The following is a 20,643-nucleotide window of genomic DNA, read 5'->3' as shown; positions in this document are numbered from 1 at the left end:
CCACCCTAGCGGCGTTGCGGCCGCGGGACGGATGGCGCGGCCCCGCGGGCAGGAAAGGGGTTCCGGCCGTCAGGAGAGGCCGGCGCCCCGCCGACCTCCGGGGTGACCGGGATCTTTGCCAGCACGGCGCGGATGACGCTCTGCGGCGTTTCCCCGGTGCTGGCCGCCTTTCGGTCCAGGATGATCCGGTGGGCCAGGACCGCTTCGGCCACACTCACGACGTCGTCCGGCAGCACAAAGTCCCGGCCCGCCAGAGCAGCTGTGGCTTTGGCGGCCCGGAGCAGCTGGAGCATGGACCGGGGACTGGCGCCCAGCCGGAGCATCCCGCTTTCACGCGTCGCGCGCCCCAGCGCCACCGTGTATTCCTTGATCGATTGGGAGACGTAGACCCGCTGCACTGTAGCGATCATGGCCGCGACGTCCCCGGCGGTCGCCACCGCCGTTACCCTCGTCAGCGGCGACGAGGCCTGGTGGGTCTCCAACATCTGCATTTCGGCGTCCTTGTCCGGATAACCGAGGGAGATCCGCGCCATGAAGCGGTCCCGCTGGGCCTCCGGAAGGGGGTAGGTCCCCTCCATCTCAATGGGATTTTGGGTGGCGACCACCATGAAGGGCTCCTCCAGGGTGTAGGACTTGCCGTCCACGGTGACCTGGTGCTCTTCCATGCACTCCAGCAACGCCGACTGCGTCTTGGCGGAGGCGCGGTTGATTTCGTCACCGATGACGATGTTGGCGAAAACCGCCCCCGGCCGGAACTCGAAGGACCGGGACGCCTGGTTATAGATGGAGACGCCGGTGACGTCGGAGGGCAGCAGGTCCGGGGTGAACTGGATCCGGCTCACCGAACAGTCGATGGTGCGGGCCAACGTCTTGGCCAGCAGCGTCTTGCCGACGCCGGGGACGTCCTCCAGGAGCAGGTGCCCCTGCGCCAGCAGTACGGTCAGCGCGAGCTTGGCCGCCTCCGCCTTGCCGTCGATCACGGTGTTGATGGCCTTCAGGATGCGTTCGCTGAAGGCGTGGAACTGTTCAGCGTCCATGGCCGCCGGCACCCGGCCCGGGCGCCGGGCAACGCCGTTCCCCTGGACCGCCGGACCAGTCTGGAAACCCCGATCCTCAGGGAGCACTTCGTCTATGGAGGAGCGGTGGTAGTCCATCGGCAGCCTTTCAGCCCTGGCGCGTTGCCTCGACGGATCGGCTTCGATTGCCGGGCTCGTCATGGGTGATAGCGCCTGTATTTATAACAGGGTACTAACAGAACTGCCCGGGCTGACAGAGAGTTCCCGGTAAATCTCCAGACACGGCTGCCGCACGATTTAACCCACCACTGTTAAGAGAGGCAAATTCGGCGGGAGCGCGGCTCCCCGTTAAGGTGGACGGATGCGCAACCCCCTTCCTCCGGCCCCCTTCCGTGCCGCCGGCAGCGACGGTGCGGACCGGCGAGGGTACCCGCCCGCACCGGAGCCCCTTCCGGTCCCGGTGCTGGACAACCACACCCATCTGGACTTCCCCAGCGCCGAGCTCACGGTCAGCGTCGGAGAGGCGCTGGACGCGGCCGAGGCCGTCGGTGTCCGGGGTGCCGTGCAGGTGGGGTGCGACCTGGAGTCCTCCCGGTTTACTGTCCAGGCCGTCGACCTCGATGAGCGGCTGCTGGGAGCCGTCGCGCTGCACCCGAATGATGCCCCGCTGTACGCCGCACGCGGGGAACTGGAGCAGGCCCTGGCCGAAATCGAGGCGCTTGCTTCGCATCCCCGCATCCGCGCGATCGGGGAGACCGGCCTGGACTTCTTCCGCACCGAAGGCGAGGGCCTGGCCCACCAGCGCTATTCGTTCCGCCGCCACATAGACATCGCCAAACGCCTCGGCCTGACGCTGCAGATCCACGACCGGGACGCCCATGACGACGTGGTGCAGGTTTTGCGCGAGGAAGGCGCCCCCGAGCGCGTGGTCTTCCACTGCTTTTCCGGCGGGGAGCCCCTTGCCCGGATCTGCAACGAGCAGGGCTGGTACATGTCCTTTGCCGGCACGGTGACGTTCAAGAACGCGGTGAACCTGCGCGAAGCGCTGGCAATTGCGGAGCCCTCCCGGGTCCTCGTTGAAACCGACGCACCCTTCCTGACGCCGCACCCGCACCGGGGGCGGCCCAACGCCAGCTATATGGTTCCGTATACCGTTCGTGCCATGGCGGAATTGACTGGAAGCGAGCTCTCGGCATTGTGCGCGCAAATCAGCGAAAATACGGTGCGCGCGTACGGATCCTGGGCCTGAAACACACATCATAGGGCGCCGATCAGGCATACCGGGTATGCACAAAATCTTGGCTCGTTTATAACGCTACGGTTACAGTGGTAAGCAATTAGCCGGGGTCGGGGAAGGCCAACGGATAAATTCACTCCTGCAGGGCGTGCATTGCGGCGAAGAATCCGCATGCGCGCTTTTGTATGTGAGTGTGCCAGTGCACACTGCTACGGCGAATACCTGGGCTCGTTCCGGGCTGCCCCTTGGGGCTTTTCGCGGCGGCTGATTCTGTGCGCTTTCCCCGTGCCCGGATGGTCCAAGAGATACGGGCAATCGTGGTCAAGTTCTTCACTTCCGACGGCAAGTTCAGCTTCGTCAAGGTCGGCACCCAGATCGTGGTGCTCGTGGCCCTCGTGCTGGGCCTGGTGGCCTTCGTCGGCAACAACAAGACAGTGACGCTCAACGTCGACGGAAAAGTAAGTTCCGTGCAGACCTTCGGCGGCACCGTCGGCGAGGTCGTCAAGGGCGCGAAGGTGGAACTGCAGTCGTCTGACAGGGTGTCTCCCTCGGCGGATTCCCATGTGCAGGACGGATCGGTCATCAACGTCAATCTCGCAAAGGCCGTAAAGGTCAGCCTCGACGGCGCCGAGCGGACCATTAACACCACCTCACCCACCGTCGAGGGCCTCGTAACGGAACTCGGCGTCGCCAGCGCCTCGGAACTGTCGGTTCCGAAGGATGCGCAGCTCTCCGTGTCCGGGTCCTTCGTGGCCATTTCGACGCCGAAGACCGTGAGCATCGTCGCTGATGGCAAGGTCACTCCGACCACCACGACGGCCGCCACCGTCTCACAGCTTCTTACCGACGCCGGCGTCACGCTCGGCGCCGATGACCGGACCTCCCAGCCCGGCAACGCCCCCGTGGTCAATGACATGGTCATCAAGGTCTCACGTATTGACCTGACCAAGACGGCCGAGACCACCGAGCCTGTACCGTTCGAGACCGTCAGCACCGAGAGTGCCGACCTGCCCAAAGGCCAGCGGGACGTGACGCAGGCCGGCGTCGCCGGTACTTTGAACAAGAGCTTCAAGCTGGTCCTCGTCGACGGCCGGGAAGCGTCGCGGACACTGGTTTCCGAGGCGGTCAGCGTCCAGCCGGTTACCGAGAAGGTCACTGTCGGCACCAAGGAAAAGCCCAAGCCCGCCGCCCAGGCAGCAGCCCCGGCAGCAGCCCAGTCAGGCAACACCGGTGCCGCCGCTCCGGCGATGATGAACGAAGCCATGTGGGACAAGGTCGCCCAGTGCGAGTCCACGGGCAACTGGTCGATCAACAACGGCAACGGCTACTACGGCGGCCTGCAGTTCGATGTCCGGACCTGGCTCGGTTCCGGCGGTGGGGCGTACGCGCCCAACGCCAGCCTTGCCACCAAGGCCCAGCAGATCGACATTGCCAACCGTGTCTACGCGCAGCGCGGCCTGCAGCCCTGGGGCTGCGGCTGGGCCGCTCGCTAAGAGACGCCCGCTAAAGACGGCCATGCGGCCGGGTCCGGTACTCCGGACCCGGCCGTTGCCATGTCCGGGATAGGATACCTACGTGACTGAACCGACCCCTCCCGCGCCTGCCGCCGCGCCCGGAACCGACCGCGGCAGCGCGCCCGGAACTGGCTCCGTGGCCGCGCCTGCACCCCTGATGGGCGCTTCCGACATCCGCCGGCTGGCTGAGGAGATCGGGGTCCGGCCCACCAAGACACTGGGCCAGAACTTCGTGATCGACGGCAACACCATCCGGCGGATTGTTGCCGCCGCGGACGTCCAGCCGGACGAGACAGTACTGGAAGTAGGCCCGGGTCTCGGGTCGTTGACCCTCGGCCTGCTCGACGCAGCGCGCTCCGTCGTGGCAGTCGAAATCGACCCCGTCCTCGCGGCAAAGCTTCCCGCCACGGTCAGCAAGTGGCGCCCGCAGGCCGCGGACAATTTCCACCTTGTCCTGGCCGACGCCATGAAGGTCACGGAACTGCCCGTGGAACCAACCGCGCTCGTCGCCAACCTTCCCTACAACGTTGCCGTTCCCGTGGTCCTGCACCTGCTGCAGCGTTTCCCCAGCCTCCGGCACGGCCTCGTCATGGTCCAGGACGAGGTTGCCGACCGCCTCGCGGCCGGCCCCGGGTCCAAAACCTACGGCGTGCCGTCGGTCAAGGCCGCCTGGTACAGCAGCATGCGCAAGGCCGGCGTGATCGGCATGAACGTCTTCTGGCCGGCGCCCAAGATCCATTCCGGCCTCGTCGCCTTCACACGCCGGGAACCACCGGTCACCGCCGCGACCCGGGAACAGGTCTTCGCCGTGATCGACGCCGCCTTCGCCCAGCGCCGCAAGACCCTGCGGGCGGCCCTCGCGGGATGGGCCGGGAGTGCGGCGGAAGCCGAGCGGTGCCTGCGGGCCGCGGGCGTGGACCCCACTGCACGGGGCGAAGTGCTCGACATCACGGCGTTTTCCCGGATAGCCGAAGCGCACACCCGGCCCGAGAGGCTTTGAGCCTGCGCCGCCATGCCATAGCGTGGAGCCATGAACGCAGTGAGAGGGCGCTTTGCCGCGAGGACCGTGCGGGTCAAGGCCCCCGGCAAAGTCAACGTCTCACTCGACGTCGGGCCGCTGCGGGCTGACGGCTACCACTCCGTCGCCAGCGTCTACCTTGCGGTGTCCCTCTACGAGGAGGTCGCGGCCACCAGCACGGACACCGGCGACATCACCGTCAGCCTCAGCCCGGCGAGCACGGTGGACCTCGACGCCGCCGACATCCCCCTGGACAAGCGCAACCTGGCCTACAAGGCCGCCGCCATCATGGCCGACGTCTCGGAGCACTCCACCGGTGTCCACCTCGAGATCACCAAGCGCGTTCCTGTCGCCGGCGGGATGGGTGGCGGCTCCGCCGATGCCGCCGCCCACGCTGCTGGCCTGTGACGCCTTGTGGAACAGCGGGCTTTCGCGCGACGAACTGGCGCACCTGGCGGCCGAGCTCGGCGCTGACGTGCCGTTTTCCCTGCTCGGCGGGACCGCCGTCGGGCTCGGCCTGGGCGATGACCTCTCCCCGGCGCTCGTCAAGGCCCAGACGGACTGGGTTCTCGTCACGGCCGACTTCGGCCTGCCCACCCCCCAGGTCTACCGGACCCTGGACCGGCTGCGCTCAGCGGAAGGGGTGATGGTCGAGGAACCGAACTCCGTGGACCCGCGGATCCTCAAGGCGCTGCGCGGCGGCGACGCGGACGCCCTGAGCAGGGTCCTCGTCAACGACCTCCAGCGGGCCTCGATCGAACTGGCACCCCAGCTGCGGGACACCCTCGGCCTCGGCGAATCATGCGGTGCCATCGCCGGGATCGTCTCCGGGTCCGGGCCCACCGTGGCCTTCCTCGCGCACAGCCCGGCAGCCGCGGCCGGCCTGGCCGAGGACCTGCGCCACCACGGCCTCGATGCGATGGCCGTGCACGGGCCGGTGCACGGGGCGCGCATCATCTCCGATACGCTCCTTTAGTAGCCCCGGCTTTCGCCGGCGCTCTCCGGGTCGGCATTTAACCCAGCCCGGTACCTTACCCAGCCCTACATTTCATCTAGGAAAGCAGTTCCCAGTGGCACACCTGCTCGGCGGCGAGAACCTCACGGTTTCCTACGCAACCCGTACCGTCCTCGACGGCATCACCCTCGGCATTGAGGAGGGCGACCGGATCGGGATGGTGGGCCGCAACGGTGACGGCAAGTCCACCCTCATGCGCCTGCTCGCTCTGCGCTCCACTCCGGACTCCGGCCGGGTGACCAAGCGCAGCGAGGTCAACATCGGATACCTGGACCAAAGTGACGTGCTCGACGGCGACCTTACCGTCGGTGCTGCGATCGTCGGGGACCAGGCCGACTATGAATGGGCCCGCAATCCCCAGATCCGTGAGGTGATGGGCGGACTCGTGTCCGACGTCGACTGGCACGCCAACGTGCATGCCCTTTCCGGCGGGCAGAAGCGCCGGGTGGCGCTCGCCAAACTGCTGATCGAGGACCATGACGTCATCATGCTCGATGAGCCCACCAACCACCTCGACGTCGAAGGCGTCGCGTGGCTGTCCCGGCACCTCAAGAGCCGCTGGCGGGCCAACCAGGGCGCCTTCCTCGTGGTCACCCACGACCGCTGGTTCCTCGACGAAGTCTGCACCAAGACCTGGGAAATCCACGACGGGATCATGGACCCCTTCGACGGCGGCTACGCCGCCTATGTCCTGGCCCGCGCCGAACGTGACCGCTCCGCCTCCGTCATGGAGAGCAAGCGCCAGCAGCTGGTAAAGAAGGAGCTGGCGTGGCTGCGCCGCGGCGCCCCGGCCCGCACCGCCAAGCCCAAATTCCGGATCGAGGCAGCCAACGCCCTGATCGCTGACGTCCCGGAGCCGCGCGACTCGACGGCGCTGAGCAAGATGGCCACGGCCCGGCTCGGCAAGGACGTGCTGGACCTCGAAAACGTGTCCCTGGACTTCCTCGGCGGGGAGGCCGGGCAGAAGCTGTTCGACAACATAACGCTGCGGCTGGCACCGGGTGAGCGGCTGGGCCTCGTGGGCGTCAACGGCGCCGGCAAGACCACCCTGCTGAAGCTCCTCAACGGCGAGATCCAGCCCAGCTCCGGGAAGCTCAAACGCGGCAAGACGGTGGTCACCGCGGTCCTCACCCAGGAGGTCAAGGAGCTCGACGACGTCGCGGACCTGCGCGTGATCGAAGTGATCGAGCGGGAAAAGCGCTCCTTCAACGTCGGCGGCAAGGAATTCACCGCCGGACAGCTGGTGGAGCAGCTGGGCTTCACCAACGAGAAGCAGTGGACGCCGGTCAAGGACCTCTCCGGTGGCGAACGCCGGCGGCTGCAGCTCCTGCGCCTGCTCGTGGGGGAGCCCAACGTGCTGATGCTCGACGAACCGACCAACGACCTCGACACCGACACCCTTGCCGCGGTGGAAGACGTGCTCGACGGCTGGCCCGGCACGCTCGTCGTCGTCAGCCACGACCGCTACCTGTTGGAGCGCGTGACGGACCATCAGATGGCGCTCCTGGGCGACGGCAAGATCCGCGCCCTGCCGCGCGGCGTGGACCAGTACCTCGAATTGCGGGAAGGTGCCCTCGCCGGCTCCACGATCACCGGCGGAGGCAGCCCCGTCACGTCCTCCGGCTCCGGCTCGGGCGCCGCTCCTGCCGTGGCCGGCCCCTCGGAGGCTGAAAAGCGCGACGCCCGGAAAGCCAAGAACCGGATCGACCGCCAGCTGGGCAAGCTCACCGCGCAGGAGGACAAACTCCACACCCAGATGACTGCGGCGGCCGCCGACCCGTCAGCCGTCAGCCAGCTCGGGGACCTGAACAAGAAACTCAAGGACCTCGCCGTCGAGCGCGAAGCCCTGGAACTGGAATGGCTCGAAGCCCTGGAAGTCCTCGGGGAATAGGCGCTGCCCGCACGTGCCCGCAGTTGCCTCCTGCAGCCGCCGCCGCGGCTGAGTCGCACGAGGCTCAACCTTCGTGGCAGAATTGACTCTCGTGCCGGGGCTCAGCGCCCGGGCACGGTCCGCTCTGGTGTAATGGCAGCACCCCGGCCTTTGGAGCCGTGGAGTATAGGTTCGAGTCCTATGGGCGGAACTCCCGTGCTTTGACGGGGAACGGAAGTTGCACTGTCCGGCCTCGGCCGCGGGGCAATCAGATCCACCGAACGGCGGCGAGAGTTGAGCCGCTGAGCAAGGAGAGCCCGTACGTGAGCCCCGAGAATTCCGGCCCGGCCGCCGTAATCGTCCTAGCTGCAGGTGCCGGCACCCGGATGAAGTCCCGTACCCCCAAGATCCTCCACGGCATCGGCGGCCGCTCCCTCGTGGGACACGCCCTGGCCGCCGCCCGCGCCATCGCGCCGCGGGAACTGGCCCTCGTCGTCCGGCACGAACGCGACCTTGTCGCGGCACACATCGCCGCCCTTGACCCGGGCGCCCTCATCGTCGACCAGGACGAGGTCCCGGGCACCGGCCGCGCCGTGGAAGCGGCCCTCGAGGCGCTCGACGCGCTCCGCCCGGAGGCCCCGCTCAGCGGAACCGTCGTCGTCACCTACGGCGATGTGCCCCTCCTGACCGGGCAGCTGCTGTCTGAGCTGGTCGCTGTTCACGAGGCGGACCGGAATGCCGTCACCGTCCTCACCGCCGTGCTGGCGGATGCCACCGGTTACGGCCGCATCCTCCGTGCCGAGGACGGCACCGTCACCGGCATCCGGGAACACAAGGACGCCACCGACGCAGAGCGGAGCATCCGCGAAATCAATTCGGGCATCTACGCCTTCGACGCCGAAGTCCTGCGCGACTCGCTCGCCCACGTCACAACGGACAACGCCCAGGGTGAGAAGTACCTCACCGACGTGCTGGCCCTGGCCCGGAAGGCAGGCGGCCGGGTGGCCGCCGTCGTCACCGAGGACCGCTGGCAGGTCGAAGGGGCCAACGACAGGGTGCAGCTCTCGGCCCTCGGGGCCGAGCTCAACCGGCGCACCGTCGAGGCGTGGATGCGCGCCGGCGTCACCGTCGTGGATCCGGCCACCACCTGGATCGATGCCACCGTCACCCTCGACGAGGACGTCCGCCTGCTGCCCAACACGCAGCTCCACGGCGCAACAACGGTGGCGAGGGACGCCGTCGTCGGCCCCGACACCACCCTGACGGACGTCCAGATCGGCGAAGGCGCGACGGTGATCCGCACCCATGGCTCCGGGGCCACGATCGGGGCCAAGGCCAGCGTCGGGCCCTTCACGTACCTCCGGCCCGGGACCGTGCTGGGGGAGACCGGCAAGATCGGTGCCTTCTACGAGACGAAGAACGTCACGATCGGCCGCGGCTCCAAGCTCTCCCACCTCGGCTACGCCGGGGACGCCGAGATCGGCGAGGATACGAACATCGGCTGCGGCAACATCACGGCCAACTACGACGGCGAGAAGAAGCACCGGACCGTCATCGGTTCCGGCGTCCGCACCGGTTCCAACACCGTGTTCGTGGCCCCGGTGCAGGTGGGCGACGGCGCCTACAGCGGCGCCGGCGCCGTGATCCGCAGCGATGTGCCGGCCGGGGCCCTGGCTGTGTCCCTCGCCAAGCAGCGCAACGCCGAGGGCTGGGTCATCGCACACCGCCCGGGCTCGGTATCCGCCGCGCTGGCCGAGGCAGCCGGCGCCACCCCATCATCCTCCAGTACTCCGGCAACAACAGAAGAGGGCTAGCAATCATGAGCGAAATTACGGCACACGGCGAGAAGAAGCTGGTGCTTGCGGCCGGGCGTGCGCATCCCGAGCTGGCGAAGGAGATCGCCAAGGAGCTGGGAACGGAACTGCTGCCCCTGGACGCGTACGACTTCGCCAACGGCGAGATCTATGTCCGGGCCGGCGAAAGCGTCCGCGGCACCGATGCCTTCGTCATCCAGGCGCACCCGGCACCCTTGAACAACTGGCTCATGGAACAGCTGATCATGATTGATTCACTGAAACGTGCCTCCGCCAAGCGCATCACCGTGGTCTCGCCGTTCTACCCGTATGCCCGCCAGGACAAGAAGGGCCGCGGCCGCGAACCGATCTCGGCCCGCCTCGTCGCGGATCTGTACAAGACGGCCGGCGCCGACCGCATCATGAGCGTGGACCTGCACACCTCGCAGATCCAGGGCTTCTTCGACGGGCCGGTGGACCACCTGATGGCCATCCCGCTGCTCGCGGAATACATCCGGACCCGCGTCGCCACCGAGAACATCACGGTGGTTTCCCCGGACACCGGCCGCGTCCGCGTCGCGGAGCAGTGGGCGGAGCGCCTCGGCGGGGCGCCGCTGGCCTTCGTGCACAAGAGCCGCGACCTCACCGTCCCCAACCAGGCTGTCTCCAAGACCGTGGTCGGGCAGATCGAAGGCCGCACGTGCGTCCTGATCGACGACATGATCGACACCGGTGGAACGATCTCCGGCGCCGTCCAGGTCCTCAAGAACGCCGGGGCCAAGGATGTCATCATTGCCGCGACGCACGCGGTCTTCTCGGACCCCGCCGCCCGGCGCCTGGCCGAGTCCGGGGCCCGCGAAGTGGTGGTCACCGACACCCTGCCGATCGGTGCCGACAAGCGCTTCCCGCAGCTCACCGTGCTGTCGATTGCGCCGCTGATCGCGCGCGCCATCCGCGAAGTGTTCGACGACGGCTCGGTCACCAGCCTTTTCGACGGCAAGGCCTAGTGCCTCACCGGCGCGGGCCCGGTTTTCGCAACCGGGCCCGGCGCTGGTAGCCTTAGTTCGAAACCTTGGCGAGGGAGAGCAGTTCTAATCCGTGTTAAAGCGGAAGCCGGACTGCTGGTCTCCGTTATCGACTGGGTCTGAATCTCCCTTCGGAAGGGCGGCCGCACGCCGCCCGGCGTTGAAGGTCGCAAACAGACCTCCGCCCTTGCTGAACACCGCTAGTCCACCTAGGAGATACCCATGGCTGAGCAGAAGCTCGCAGCAGAAGTACGCACCGAATTCGGCAAGGGCTTCGCCCGCCGCGCCCGCATGGAAGGCCGCATCCCTGCCGTCATCTACGGCCACGGCGCAGAGCCGATCCACATCACCCTTCCTGCCAAGGCCACCACGCTCGCGGTCCGCGTTTCCAACGCCCTCCTGGCCCTGGACATCAACGGCGAGCAGCACCTCGCCCTGGTCAAGGACATCCAGCGCAACCCGATCAAGCAGATCATCGAGCACCTCGACCTCCTGACCGTCCGCACCGGCGAGAAGGTCACCGTGGACGTCCCCGTGCACCTGACCGGCGAGGTTGCCCCGGGCACCGCCTACAACCAGGAGATGACGGTCGTTTCCCTCGAGGCCGAGGCGACCCACCTGCCGACCGCCGTCGAGGTCAGCATCGAAGGCCGCACCGCCGGCCAGCACATCCACGCTTCGGACCTGGTCCTGCCGACCGGCTCCACCCTGCTGGCCGACCCCGAGTCCCTCGTGGTCAACATCTCCGAGGCGACCGAAGAGTCCACCGAAGAGGCCTCCGAGGCTGCAGCCGAGTAATTCCGGCGACTTCACCGGTGGCCGGGTCCCTTTGGGGCCCGGCCACCGTCGTCTCCGCCGCCGGAGCCCATCGCGCTGAACTGCCCGCGACCTGCCCACCTCGTGCCCACTACGAAGGACTGATCCATGACCGACAACTGGCTGATCACAGGCCTTGGCAACCCCGGAGCCGAGTATGCACACAACCGGCACAACGTCGGACAGATGGTCCTGGACGAACTTGCCGCCCGGGTAGGCGGCAGTTTCAAGTCCTCCAAGTCCCGGGCCCAGGTCCTTGAAGGCCGGCTCGGCATCGGCGGCCCCCGCGTGGTTCTCGCCAAGCCGCTGAGCTACATGAATGTCTCCGGTGGCCCGGTGTCGGCACTGGCGAAATTTTACGACATAATTCCCGGGCACATTATTGCCGTGCACGACGAAATCGACATCCCTTTTAACACCGTCAAGATCAAAATCGGCGGTGGGGAGGGGGGCCACAACGGGCTGCGCGACATTTCGAAGGCCCTCGCCACGAAGGATTATCTGCGGGTCCGGGTGGGCGTGGGACGCCCGCCGGGGCGGATGGACACGGCCGACTACGTCCTTCGGGACTTTTCCTCCACGGAAAAAAAGGAACTGCCGTTCCTGCTCGATTCCGCGGCGGACGCTGTGGAGGTCCTCATCCGCAACGGCCTGCTCGCCGCCCAACAGCAGTTCCATCCCGTTAAGGCGCCTTGAGGCACGGCCCGCCCCGAAGCGGTTTTCCTTTCAACCATCGCATTTTCCGGCTATGATCGCTCTACTCTCATGTCGGGGGATGGAGATACGCTACTTCTAAGTGGGCGGCCTGGGGCTGTCCGCTGCGAAGTGGTACGAAGGAAACTGGATGTCGAGGGAATCACTGGGCTGGGGGAATGTTTCCACTACATTAGCGCCCGCCGAACAGCACGCTGCCGGTGCCGTCAGCAGGCACCGGTGGTCAGGTCTGGCGCGTGCCGCTGATGCGGACCGCGTCCGGGCCGCACTGCTGGAAGACGGGCGGACCGGTGTCGTCATCACAGGGGACCGCGGCGTCGGCAAGTCACTTGTCGGACGGACTGCGCTGTCCGGATTCGGACCCGACGTCTATGCCCTGCAGCTGCGCAGCTCGGGACCGGGTTCCGCGACGCCGTATGGTTGCCTGGCGTTCACGCTCGCCCGGCTGCCGCAGAGTTCACTCGGATCCCCGACCGCCATCATGCACGGAATCACCTCGCTGATCCGCGACGACGCGGCGGGCCGGCCGTGCGTCATTTTGCTGGACAACGCAGGCTCGCTGGATGAACTGAGTACAGGGGTCCTGCTCAACCTGCTCCAGACCCAGACCGCCAGGCTCATTGCGACAGCCCAACGGACCACGGACCTCCCTCCGGACTTCTACTGGCTCATCACCACCGGCCAGCTCGCCGAGGTCCGGCTCGCCAACCTCACCGAGCTGGAAACCCTGGACGTGCTGCAGAAGGCGCTTGGCCACCGCGTATCAAGCGCCCTCGCCAGCCAGATGCATCAGCTCGTCGGCGGCAGCCCGACCCTGCTGCAGGCCGTGGTCTCCGAGCAGATCGAGCGCGGAAACCTCGTCCTGTCCGGCTCGGTATGGACCCTGCTGGACGAGGTCGTCCTCGACGGACGCACGGGACTGGAGGACATCGTCCGGGCCCGCTACGCCCGCGAAACGCCCGTGGCCAAGGAAGTCATCGAAGTCCTGTCCTGCGCCCGGACGATGGCGCTGTCCCGGCTCGCGAGGATGTACGGAGCCGGAGTCATCGCTGACATGGAGGACGCAGGCCAGATCGTCGTGGACCGCACCGACCGCCACTTCGTGTCGCTCGGGGACCGCTACCTGGGCGACATCGTCCGCAACTGGCTCAGCGTGGAGCGCCGACTGGAGTTGCGGGACAAGGTTCCGGGCCATCAGCCGGACGAGCTCGGCGAATTAACCGTCGAGGACCTGCTGGCCTACGCGGCCTGGACCCACGACTGCCAGGCCCCGCTCGCCCCCACCCACGCCCTGGCCGCCGCGCAGGCCGCCGTCAAACTTTTCGATCCCAAGTTTGCGCTCGAATGTGCCGGCAGCCTGAGTCCAATGGATCCGGAATGGGCGGAGGGGCAGCTGCAGAAGTCGGCCGCCTACCTGCAACTGGGTCTGCCGTTGCAGGCGATGTCCGCCCTTGACGACGTTTCCGAGGAGCAGATCCGCGCCCTGGGTGCTGTGGCCTTTGCGGAGCTGATCACGGCCAAGGCGGACTGCATGGCCTGGCTGGAGCACCGTTCCGGCAAAGTTCCCGAAATGGTGCGCCAGGCCCGGCTGCGGCTCCAGGAGCTCAGCCTCGAGACGCCTGCGGAATCCGGGGAAGACATCCACCAGGCGGCATTGTGCCTGGACCTCTGCGAGTTCAACTTCCTGTCCTTCATCGGCGACTTTGAACCCATGATGGAGCGGCTCAAGGCGGCGGCTGAGGGCGGGGGCGGCGATCCTGTGCACCTGCTCCGGTGCTCCATCATCCTGATGGAAGCCCTCAGCATGACGGGCAAGGAGCTGGACGCCCGGATGCTCATGCGCGAAATCGGCGGGCAGCTGGGGGACTGGTCCAACGTCCCGCGCATCCGGGAGAACTTCGCGTGGCGGTCGTTCAATGTGCTCCTGTTCTCCGGGTACTGGCGGCAGAGCATCGGAATGCTCAAGGACGCCAGCGGACGGGCAGGTCACGGCCTGCACTCCGGGAGCGCCGCCACGGACCTGGCCGTCGGGCTGGCATACGTGTACGCCGGGCGCGGCTACCTGGCGCTGGACCCCCTGCTGGCGGCCATCGCACAGCTTGAGGTGCGGACCAGCCTGCAGTCCCTGCGGCAGGCCTACGCCGCCACTGCGTTCGCCTACGCCCAGACCGGCAACTCCATCCAGGCGACCATCTACCTTGACCGGGCGCGGTCGGCCGAGGGACCGGCCCGCTTTGCCGTCCGTACCTCCGCCGAGTTCTGCATGGACATGGCCTCGCGCTGGCTGGGCGATCCCGAGGCCCGGGAACGGCTGGTGCACTCGGCCGAGGTCCACTACCAGGCCGGCCGTTTCACGCTGGCGGGGATCTGCATGTTCGGTGCCACCGTCAACGGCACAGCCAAGGACTTCACCTTCATGGAGGAGATTGCGGCGAAACGGCAGGGACCCCTGGCGGAGCTGTCCCGGGTCGTCGCCATCGGCAGCCGGACGAAGGACGCCGCGGTCATGCTGCAGGCCGCCGAGCTTTCCGCCAGCCTGGAGCTCGACGCCGTGCAGGCCCGATGCGCCGCCCTGGCCCTGGACTTCGCCCAGGCTGCAGGATTGAGCGGCACGGCCAGCACAGCGCACACGATGTTGAACAAACTTTCGGAGTCCGTGCAGGCGCTGCCGGTCACCCCCCGGAACAAGGGGCCGCTGTTGACTGAACGCGAGCGCCAGATAGCGACCCTGGCCGGCAACGGAGTTTCCAATAAGGACATTGCCCTGGACATCGGCATTTCGGTGCGCACCGTGGAGGGCCACTTGTACCAGGTGTTCACAAAGCTTGGGGTGTCCTCGCGGAGTGATCTGCTTGGACTCATCTAAGCTGCGCGCCAGCGAGCCCGGAACCGGGACAACCGCCGCTCTCACGGGGCGGTCGGAGGACCTGGGATCGGCAGTGGCGGCACTACGGGGCGGCACGCATGTCGCCGTGATGCTGCTCGGCGACAGCGGCATCGGGAAAACCACCCTCATGGAGGCAGTGGTTGCAGAGCTGGCGCCCGAGGTGACACCGGTCCGGATCCACGGCAGCCCCTCGCTGAGCCACGTCCCCTACGGTGTGCTCGGCCCGTTCATCGTTGGCCTTCCCGTGCAGGAAGCAACCTCCCAGCTGGCAGTCCTTCGGACCCTGTGGAGCCAGTTGGAGGAAGAGCGGCGTGCCACCGGGAAGCCCCTGCTGCTGATCGTCGACGACGCCCACGACCTCGACGAGGCCACCGCGGGAATCCTCGTGGAGCTGGCCGCCGCGGGCTGGGCGAAGCTGCTGGTCGGCGCCGCCTCACGGCCGGGGTTGCCCGAACCGCTGCTGCAGCTGTGGTTTGAAGGCATCGCCGAGCGGCACGATCTACGTCCCCTGACCCAGCAGCAAACAACCGACATGCTGGAACGTACGCTGGGTCCCCAGGTCCTGCCGAACGTCGCCGAGATCCTCTGGGAGGCGTCCGAGGGCAACCCCTTGCTGCTCAATTCCCTGATCGATGACGCCAAGAATGACGGCACGCTGCACCAGCACAATGGCGTCTGGCTGTTGACACGTCCCCTGAACAGCCACGGCGACCGACTCACCGACGTCGTCCGGCGGCAGCTGCTGCGGCGCTCGCCCGAAGAGCGGCAGGCGCTGAACCTCGTGGCGCTCGCCGAACCGGTATCCAAGGAACTGATTGAAGCCGTGGTAGGCGAACAGACCGTGGGGGCGTTGATAGAACACGATCTGATCCAAGTCACGGCCGCCTCCGATCCTGAATTGCGGTTGCGGCACCCCGTGTACGCCGACACGCTGAGGAACCTGATTTCCCCCGCGCGCAGCCTGCAGCTCCGGCAAAGCCTGCTGCGGCTCATGGATAAGGAGCCGGCGTCCGCCGAAGGGCTGTTGCGGCAGGTCAGCTGGTCCATAGAATGCGGGGCGGAGCTGCCGGACCGGCAATTGCTCAGGGCCGCGACCCTGGCAAGCAGGCTGTACCAGGACGACCTGGCCCGCCATGCTGCGTCCCTGGTCAAGGACCCCGACCTGCAGCTGGCGGCCCGGTCGGTGATGGCCCGCACCCACTACAACACCTCCGATTACGCCGCCGCACGCGAGATCCTCGATGCCGACTTCGGCAAAGGCCACAGCATTGCGAGCCTGTTGACCGGAACCCTGCTGTGGGCCGCGGTGCTGTCCGCGCAGGGCCACACGCCGGAGGACATTTCGCGGCGGGCGGAGGCTCTCCTCGAAGCCGGTGAGCGTCTGGCGCAGGAAAAGCCTGCCGAGGCCTCACGGATCCGGGCGGCCATGCAGGACCGGTATGCCACGATCCGGAGCATGGTGCTCGCCATGGCCGGAGAAAGCTGCAGTGGCACCGGCACGGGCCCCGCAGAGCCGCCCGTTAACCACCTGGACCAGGCGTTCAGGCTCTCCCTGGAGTCCGAGCGGCTCCTCGTCGAGGGTAAATCGGTCAGTGCCTATGCGGTAGCCGCCGAAGCTCTGACGGCCGCTGGCGCCGGGCACGATGAACTGCACTTCCTCACGGACTTCCTGGTTGTCCGGGCCGCTGCGGCCGTAATCCATGCCGGTGACTGGGGGGCCGCGGAAACCCTCCTGGCCCGCTTTGCCGCGGCAAGCGGACCCAACCTCATCTCCTTTGCCGGAGGTGCGCATGCGGCGCGTGGCGTGATGCTTCTTTACCAGGGGAAAGCCGCCCAGGCCTTGAACACGCTGAGTGCCGCCCTCGAGTCTTTGCGGCTGGCTGATCCCCAGCAGCTGTTCGGCCTCACCGCCGCGATGGCATTCGCCGCGGCCGCGGAAGTGGGATCACGGGAGAGGGCGGAATCATTTCTCGCGGACTATGAGCGCGTCCCGCCGGTTGTCTCACGCTACCTGCGCGGGCTCGCCGCGATGGCGGTGGTCTACGGCAAGGCCCGGCTTGGAAATCATCCCGAGGCCATCGCCGAGCTCCGGCTACTCGGCCGGCCCGATGCCGGACCAGACAGTGCCGGGCCGGAGTTCGACGCGCTCGCCTTCTGCCTTGCTTTGGGGGACCGGCAAGCCGCCTTCCGGCTCCTCGAGTTGAAGCCTTTCCTCGAAGGCCCCCGGCCCGCAGCCATCTGCGACTATGCCGCGGCGATCTGCACGGATCTGGCCGCGGACCACCTGGCGGCTGCCAAGAGCTGCGAAGATGCCGAACTCTGGGGCTTCGCGGCCCTCGCCTATGACGCTGCCGCCAACGCCTTCCGGGCAGCCGGGGATTCCCTGCGCGAGCGGATGGCCATGTCCCACCGGAAACGGTGCCTGGACCGGGCCGACAACAACCCGGGCCTCGAGCCGGAGGCCGCGGACGACGTGCTGGGACTGCTGACCCGCCGGGAACGGGACATCGTGGCCTTGGCTGTCCGCGGGTTCAGCGACCGGAGGATCGCCGCCGAACTTCACGTTTCCGTCCGCACCGTGGAAGGCCACTTGTACCGGAGTTACGCCAAGCTCAACGTCAAGGGCCGCGACCAGCTCCCCGGCATCGCAGGTAACTAGCAGCTCCGGAAGCCGGCTGCCGGGTAGTCGCAGCGTGGCTCCGGGCCCCGCCTACCCGGCCCCACGACGTCGGGCCGGCCGGTGCTACGGCGAAGGACACGCGGGACCGGCTGCCGACTACTTGGTTCCAGCCCCTCGGCGCTGCGGCATAACTGAGTACACCCGGGTGTACGCGGCCAAGTACCCGTTGCGTATTCGAGTACTACTTACGCATACCGAAAAGTCCCCTGATCCATAGTTTTGACTTATCACTGGTCAACCATTGATTGCGAAGGTCTCACTCATGTTTCAGCAAGACGTCGGCCTGCCTGCGGGCAGCGGCAAAACTACTCCTATGTCATCAGCCCAGCGGTTCGCCCCCGGGCGCTACGACAAACCCTTCATCCGTAACCACATCGTCGCGGAGGTCGTCGAGACGCTGACGTCAGGCTCCGGCTGCGGCGTCGTCCTGGTCGGCGAGCACGGGGCGGGAAAGTCGTTCATCGCCCAGCGTGCCCTCGAGCAGCTCGGTCCGGACTACGCGGTGGTCCAGGTCCGGGGCAGCTCCATCTCCTCGAAGCTCCCTTACGGCGCCCTGAGCGTTCTGCTGAACGATCTGGACGCCTCACACTTGGAGCACCCCCTGATGGTGCTGCGGGGCCTTACCCAGGTACTGCACAACAAGGCACAAGGACGCAGGGTCATCCTCTTCGTCGACAATGCCCACGACCTGGACGAGTTGTCCAGCATGATGGTTGCCCAGCTGGGCGCCGGCTCGCACGTCACCCTGCTGGCGGCGTGCGTGGATCTTCCGCATGTGGGCGGGGACATCATGGGGCTGTGGAAAGATGACCTGCTGCGGCGGATGGACCTCTCGCCGTTCGACTTCAACGAAGTAGCGGCTTCCCTGGGCAACGAATACGGGGGCCAGTTCTCCCATGCCGCCGCACGGGCCCTGTGGAGCGCAAGCGGAGGAAACGCACTCTTCCTTCACTCCCTCGCGCGGGAACAGATCAAACTGGGGACGATCATCCGTCAGGACGGCGTCTGGGTGCTGGGCAACAGCCCCATCGCCCTGACCGGGGAGATCCGCGACGTCGTGAAGGCCCGCCTGAACCGGCTGAGCCCTGGCCAGCGCGACGTTTTCGAACTGCTGGCCCTGGCCGGCGCGGTTCCGCTGCAGACGCTCATGAAGATCGCTGACCCCCAGGATATGGACGCCCTGCAGGAGCGGGCCATGATCCACGTCAGCCACGAACACCCCCCGATGGTCAGCGTTGCCAACCGGCTGTCGGCCGGCATCGTTGCCAGCGTGGTGCCGCCCGGCCGCAGCGCCGAGCTCCGCCGCCGGCTCACGGCCGTGCTCCAGGATTCGGAGCAGCCGGACGCCGGCGGCGGATCAGCAGGCGTTGCATGGGCGCTGGATTGCGGCGAACAGGTAGGTCCGGAGCAGGCCCTGGCTGCCGCGCGGATGGCGAACAACTCGTCCGATCCGGTAGCGGCACTGCGGTTCCTCAACGAGATGCAGGGCCGCGGAACGTCCACCCAGGCCACGGTCGAGTCAGTCCAGGCCCACATGTCGGCGAACAACCCCGACTCCGCACGGCGGCTTCTCTCCACCCTGGATGCCGCCGCGGGTGAAGGCATTCCGCTGGCCGACTGGACCTCGCTGCAGCTTCTTCGGGCAGAACTGGACAGGCAGACCGGCTCCCAGAACGGCTCCGCGGCGGCTGACGCCAACGCCACGCTGCAGGAAATCGGACGGCGGCTCGCAGCTGTTTCCGACGAGGACCAGGCAGTGGTGGACGCGGCCCGGCAGCGGCTGCGGGTCGCTGAAGCGGAACTCGCTGTCTTCGAAGGCCGGTACCAGGACGTCCTTTCCATGACCGACAACCCGACCGGCGGCCTGCTGGACACGGAAGCCGGAATCCTGACCGCGAGCCTGCGCTGCGAAGCCATGGCCGTCACCGGAAACGTCGCCGCGGCATTCGGCCTGGGCAAGCAGATCATTTCATCCGCGGGGTCGGTGCCGCTCTCGGACCGGGCCATGCGGCACATCCGGGGCCGGTTTCTGCTCCTGATGCTGCTCTCGGCCAAGTTCCGTGAGGCCGCGGCCTTCCTGTCGGCTACCACCGGCACCGCCGACCCGCAGGAACGGCTGGGCGGAATGTTCGAGATCGGGCAGGGAGTCCTTGACCTTCATGCCGGCCTCCTCGACGACGCGCTGCCGCGGCTCAGGGCCGGCATGGAGCAGCTCCTGGCCCGGGACACCGACTCGGTGGCCGGCCTGGCAATGGCGGCCTTCGCCTACGCCGCCGCCTTGCAGGGGGACGAGGAGAAAGCCGGCCTTCAGCTGGCGGAACTGGCTCAGCTGCAACCGCGCGCACCCTGGCTGGTGGTCCGGATGACCCGGTATTTCGAACTCTGTGCCCTGGCCGAGCTCGGACAGCGCGCCATGGCCATCCGGGCGCTTGTGGCCGAGGCAGACCGCGATGCCGCAGCCTCCCTGCTGGCCCCGGGACTGCTGTTCCTGTCCGCCGCGGCCAGGCTCGGTGACCGGCAGATGGCCGTCAAGCTCGGCAACCTTGCCGCCCGCGTGACCGGATCTTTTGCCGGTCTCTGTGTGCGGCTCGCGGAAGGCGTGAAGGAATCGGACAGCGAGCAGCTTCTGGCCGTATCGAAGGATTCCGATGCAGCAAGCAACGCCATTTTCGCCCGTGACGCGGCACGCAAGTCCGTCAGCTCCGCGAACGACGCCGGTAACCGGATCGCCCTGCGGGTCGGACAGCGGACGCAACAGTCACTCGATGACAGGTTCGGCAGCCCGAAGAACGGCCTGCACTCGCTCACGACGTCCACCCTCACTGCCAGGGAGTGCGAAGTCGCGGTGAGGGCTGCTGCCGGATCCTCCAACCGCAAGATCGCCGAACAGATGCATGTTTCGGTCCGCACGGTTGAGGGTCACCTTTACCAGGTGTACTCGAAGCTCCACGTGGCCAGCAGATCGGAACTCAAAGATGTCATCTCCACTCCGGCGGAAAGCGTTCGGATTGGCTGATCCCCGACCGCCCCGCCGGCCGTCCGTGGTCCGGCGGGGTAC

General features: G+C 67.3%; 12 protein-coding genes, 1 tRNA gene and 1 pseudogene. 13 read left to right on the top strand and 1 reads right to left on the bottom strand.

Translation table 11 applies throughout. The annotated features are described in order from the left end of the window. Window positions 1-5 precede the first annotated feature (5 nt). Window positions 6-1,154 carry a MoxR family ATPase gene (locus tag QFZ65_RS15305; protein WP_306912603.1) on the bottom strand — a complete coding sequence of 383 codons (1,149 nt, stop codon included), beginning with the start codon at window positions 1,152-1,154 and terminating at the stop codon, window positions 6-8. Between the two features lie 223 nt (window positions 1,155-1,377). On the opposite strand from QFZ65_RS15305, the gene QFZ65_RS15300 reads away from it, so the two are divergent. The 13 genes and pseudogenes from QFZ65_RS15300 (at window position 1,378) to QFZ65_RS15240 (ending at window position 20,601) form a co-directional block, all read left to right on the top strand. Further along, window positions 1,378-2,265 (top strand): TatD family hydrolase, encoded by an 888-nt coding sequence (locus tag QFZ65_RS15300; RefSeq protein WP_306911552.1) that lies wholly within the window; start codon window positions 1,378-1,380, stop codon window positions 2,263-2,265. Window positions 2,266-2,546: 281 nt separating this feature from the next. Further along, entirely contained in the window at window positions 2,547-3,746 is a 1,200-nt protein-coding gene (locus tag QFZ65_RS15295) for a resuscitation-promoting factor (protein ID WP_306911551.1), read from the top strand. An 82-nt stretch (window positions 3,747-3,828) separates the two neighbouring features. Then, window positions 3,829-4,767, top strand: a complete 939-nt coding sequence (rsmA, locus tag QFZ65_RS15290; RefSeq protein ID WP_373427600.1) for a 16S rRNA (adenine(1518)-N(6)/adenine(1519)-N(6))-dimethyltransferase RsmA — start codon at window positions 3,829-3,831, stop codon at window positions 4,765-4,767. Between the two features lie 30 nt (window positions 4,768-4,797). Then, window positions 4,798-5,761: pseudogene (locus QFZ65_RS15285) on the top strand (4-(cytidine 5'-diphospho)-2-C-methyl-D-erythritol kinase). Between the two features lie 94 nt (window positions 5,762-5,855). Next, window positions 5,856-7,691 (top strand): ABC-F family ATP-binding cassette domain-containing protein, encoded by a 1,836-nt coding sequence (locus QFZ65_RS15280; protein WP_306911550.1) that lies wholly within the window; start codon window positions 5,856-5,858, stop codon window positions 7,689-7,691. 118 nt (window positions 7,692-7,809) lie between these two features. Continuing rightward, window positions 7,810-7,881, top strand: a tRNA-Gln gene (locus QFZ65_RS15275). Between the two features lie 112 nt (window positions 7,882-7,993). Then, window positions 7,994-9,484, top strand: coding sequence for a bifunctional UDP-N-acetylglucosamine diphosphorylase/glucosamine-1-phosphate N-acetyltransferase GlmU (gene glmU, locus QFZ65_RS15270; RefSeq protein ID WP_306911549.1), 1,491 nt, complete (start codon window positions 7,994-7,996; stop codon window positions 9,482-9,484). Between the two features lie 5 nt (window positions 9,485-9,489). Next, the gene (locus QFZ65_RS15265; RefSeq protein WP_306911548.1) at window positions 9,490-10,470 is read left to right on the top strand and encodes a ribose-phosphate diphosphokinase; all 981 of its coding nucleotides are present in this window, start codon (window positions 9,490-9,492) and stop codon (window positions 10,468-10,470) included. Window positions 10,471-10,710: 240 nt separating this feature from the next. Next, window positions 10,711-11,286, top strand: coding sequence for a 50S ribosomal protein L25/general stress protein Ctc (locus QFZ65_RS15260; protein WP_306911547.1), 576 nt, complete (start codon window positions 10,711-10,713; stop codon window positions 11,284-11,286). 126 nt (window positions 11,287-11,412) lie between these two features. Beyond that, window positions 11,413-12,000 carry an aminoacyl-tRNA hydrolase gene (gene pth / locus QFZ65_RS15255; protein ID WP_306911546.1) on the top strand — a complete coding sequence of 196 codons (588 nt, stop codon included), beginning with the start codon at window positions 11,413-11,415 and terminating at the stop codon, window positions 11,998-12,000. 148 nt (window positions 12,001-12,148) lie between these two features. After that, a complete protein-coding gene (locus QFZ65_RS15250) occupies window positions 12,149-14,884 on the top strand; it encodes a LuxR C-terminal-related transcriptional regulator (RefSeq protein ID WP_306911545.1) in 2,736 nt (911 codons plus the stop codon). Next, window positions 14,862-17,564 carry a LuxR C-terminal-related transcriptional regulator gene (locus QFZ65_RS15245; protein WP_373427599.1) on the top strand — a complete coding sequence of 901 codons (2,703 nt, stop codon included), beginning with the start codon at window positions 14,862-14,864 and terminating at the stop codon, window positions 17,562-17,564. The genes QFZ65_RS15250 and QFZ65_RS15245 overlap by 23 nt, the downstream gene beginning before the upstream one ends. A 334-nt stretch (window positions 17,565-17,898) precedes the next feature. Continuing rightward, window positions 17,899-20,601 (top strand): LuxR family transcriptional regulator, encoded by a 2,703-nt coding sequence (locus QFZ65_RS15240; RefSeq protein ID WP_306911543.1) that lies wholly within the window; start codon window positions 17,899-17,901, stop codon window positions 20,599-20,601. Window positions 20,602-20,643 lie beyond the last annotated feature (42 nt).

Origin of the sequence: Arthrobacter sp. B3I9 (assembly GCF_030816935.1) — a bacterium.
Classification (GTDB): Bacteria; Actinomycetota; Actinomycetes; order Actinomycetales; family Micrococcaceae; genus Arthrobacter.
This window is presented reverse-complemented; position numbering and strand designations above follow the sequence as displayed.

Coding starts and splice junctions, on each gene's coding strand:
- QFZ65_RS15305 (WP_306912603.1), bottom strand. CDS start 1,154: ATGGACTACCACCGCTCCTCCATAGACGAAGTGCTCCCTGAGGATCGG.
- QFZ65_RS15300 (WP_306911552.1), top strand. CDS start 1,378: ATGCGCAACCCCCTTCCTCCGGCCCCCTTCCGTGCCGCCGGCAGCGAC.
- QFZ65_RS15295 (WP_306911551.1), top strand. CDS start 2,547: ATGGTCCAAGAGATACGGGCAATCGTGGTCAAGTTCTTCACTTCCGAC.
- QFZ65_RS15265 (WP_306911548.1), top strand. CDS start 9,490: ATGAGCGAAATTACGGCACACGGCGAGAAGAAGCTGGTGCTTGCGGCC.
- QFZ65_RS15260 (WP_306911547.1), top strand. CDS start 10,711: ATGGCTGAGCAGAAGCTCGCAGCAGAAGTACGCACCGAATTCGGCAAG.
- pth (WP_306911546.1), top strand. CDS start 11,413: ATGACCGACAACTGGCTGATCACAGGCCTTGGCAACCCCGGAGCCGAG.
- QFZ65_RS15250 (WP_306911545.1), top strand. CDS start 12,149: ATGTCGAGGGAATCACTGGGCTGGGGGAATGTTTCCACTACATTAGCG.
- QFZ65_RS15240 (WP_306911543.1), top strand. CDS start 17,899: ATGTCATCAGCCCAGCGGTTCGCCCCCGGGCGCTACGACAAACCCTTC.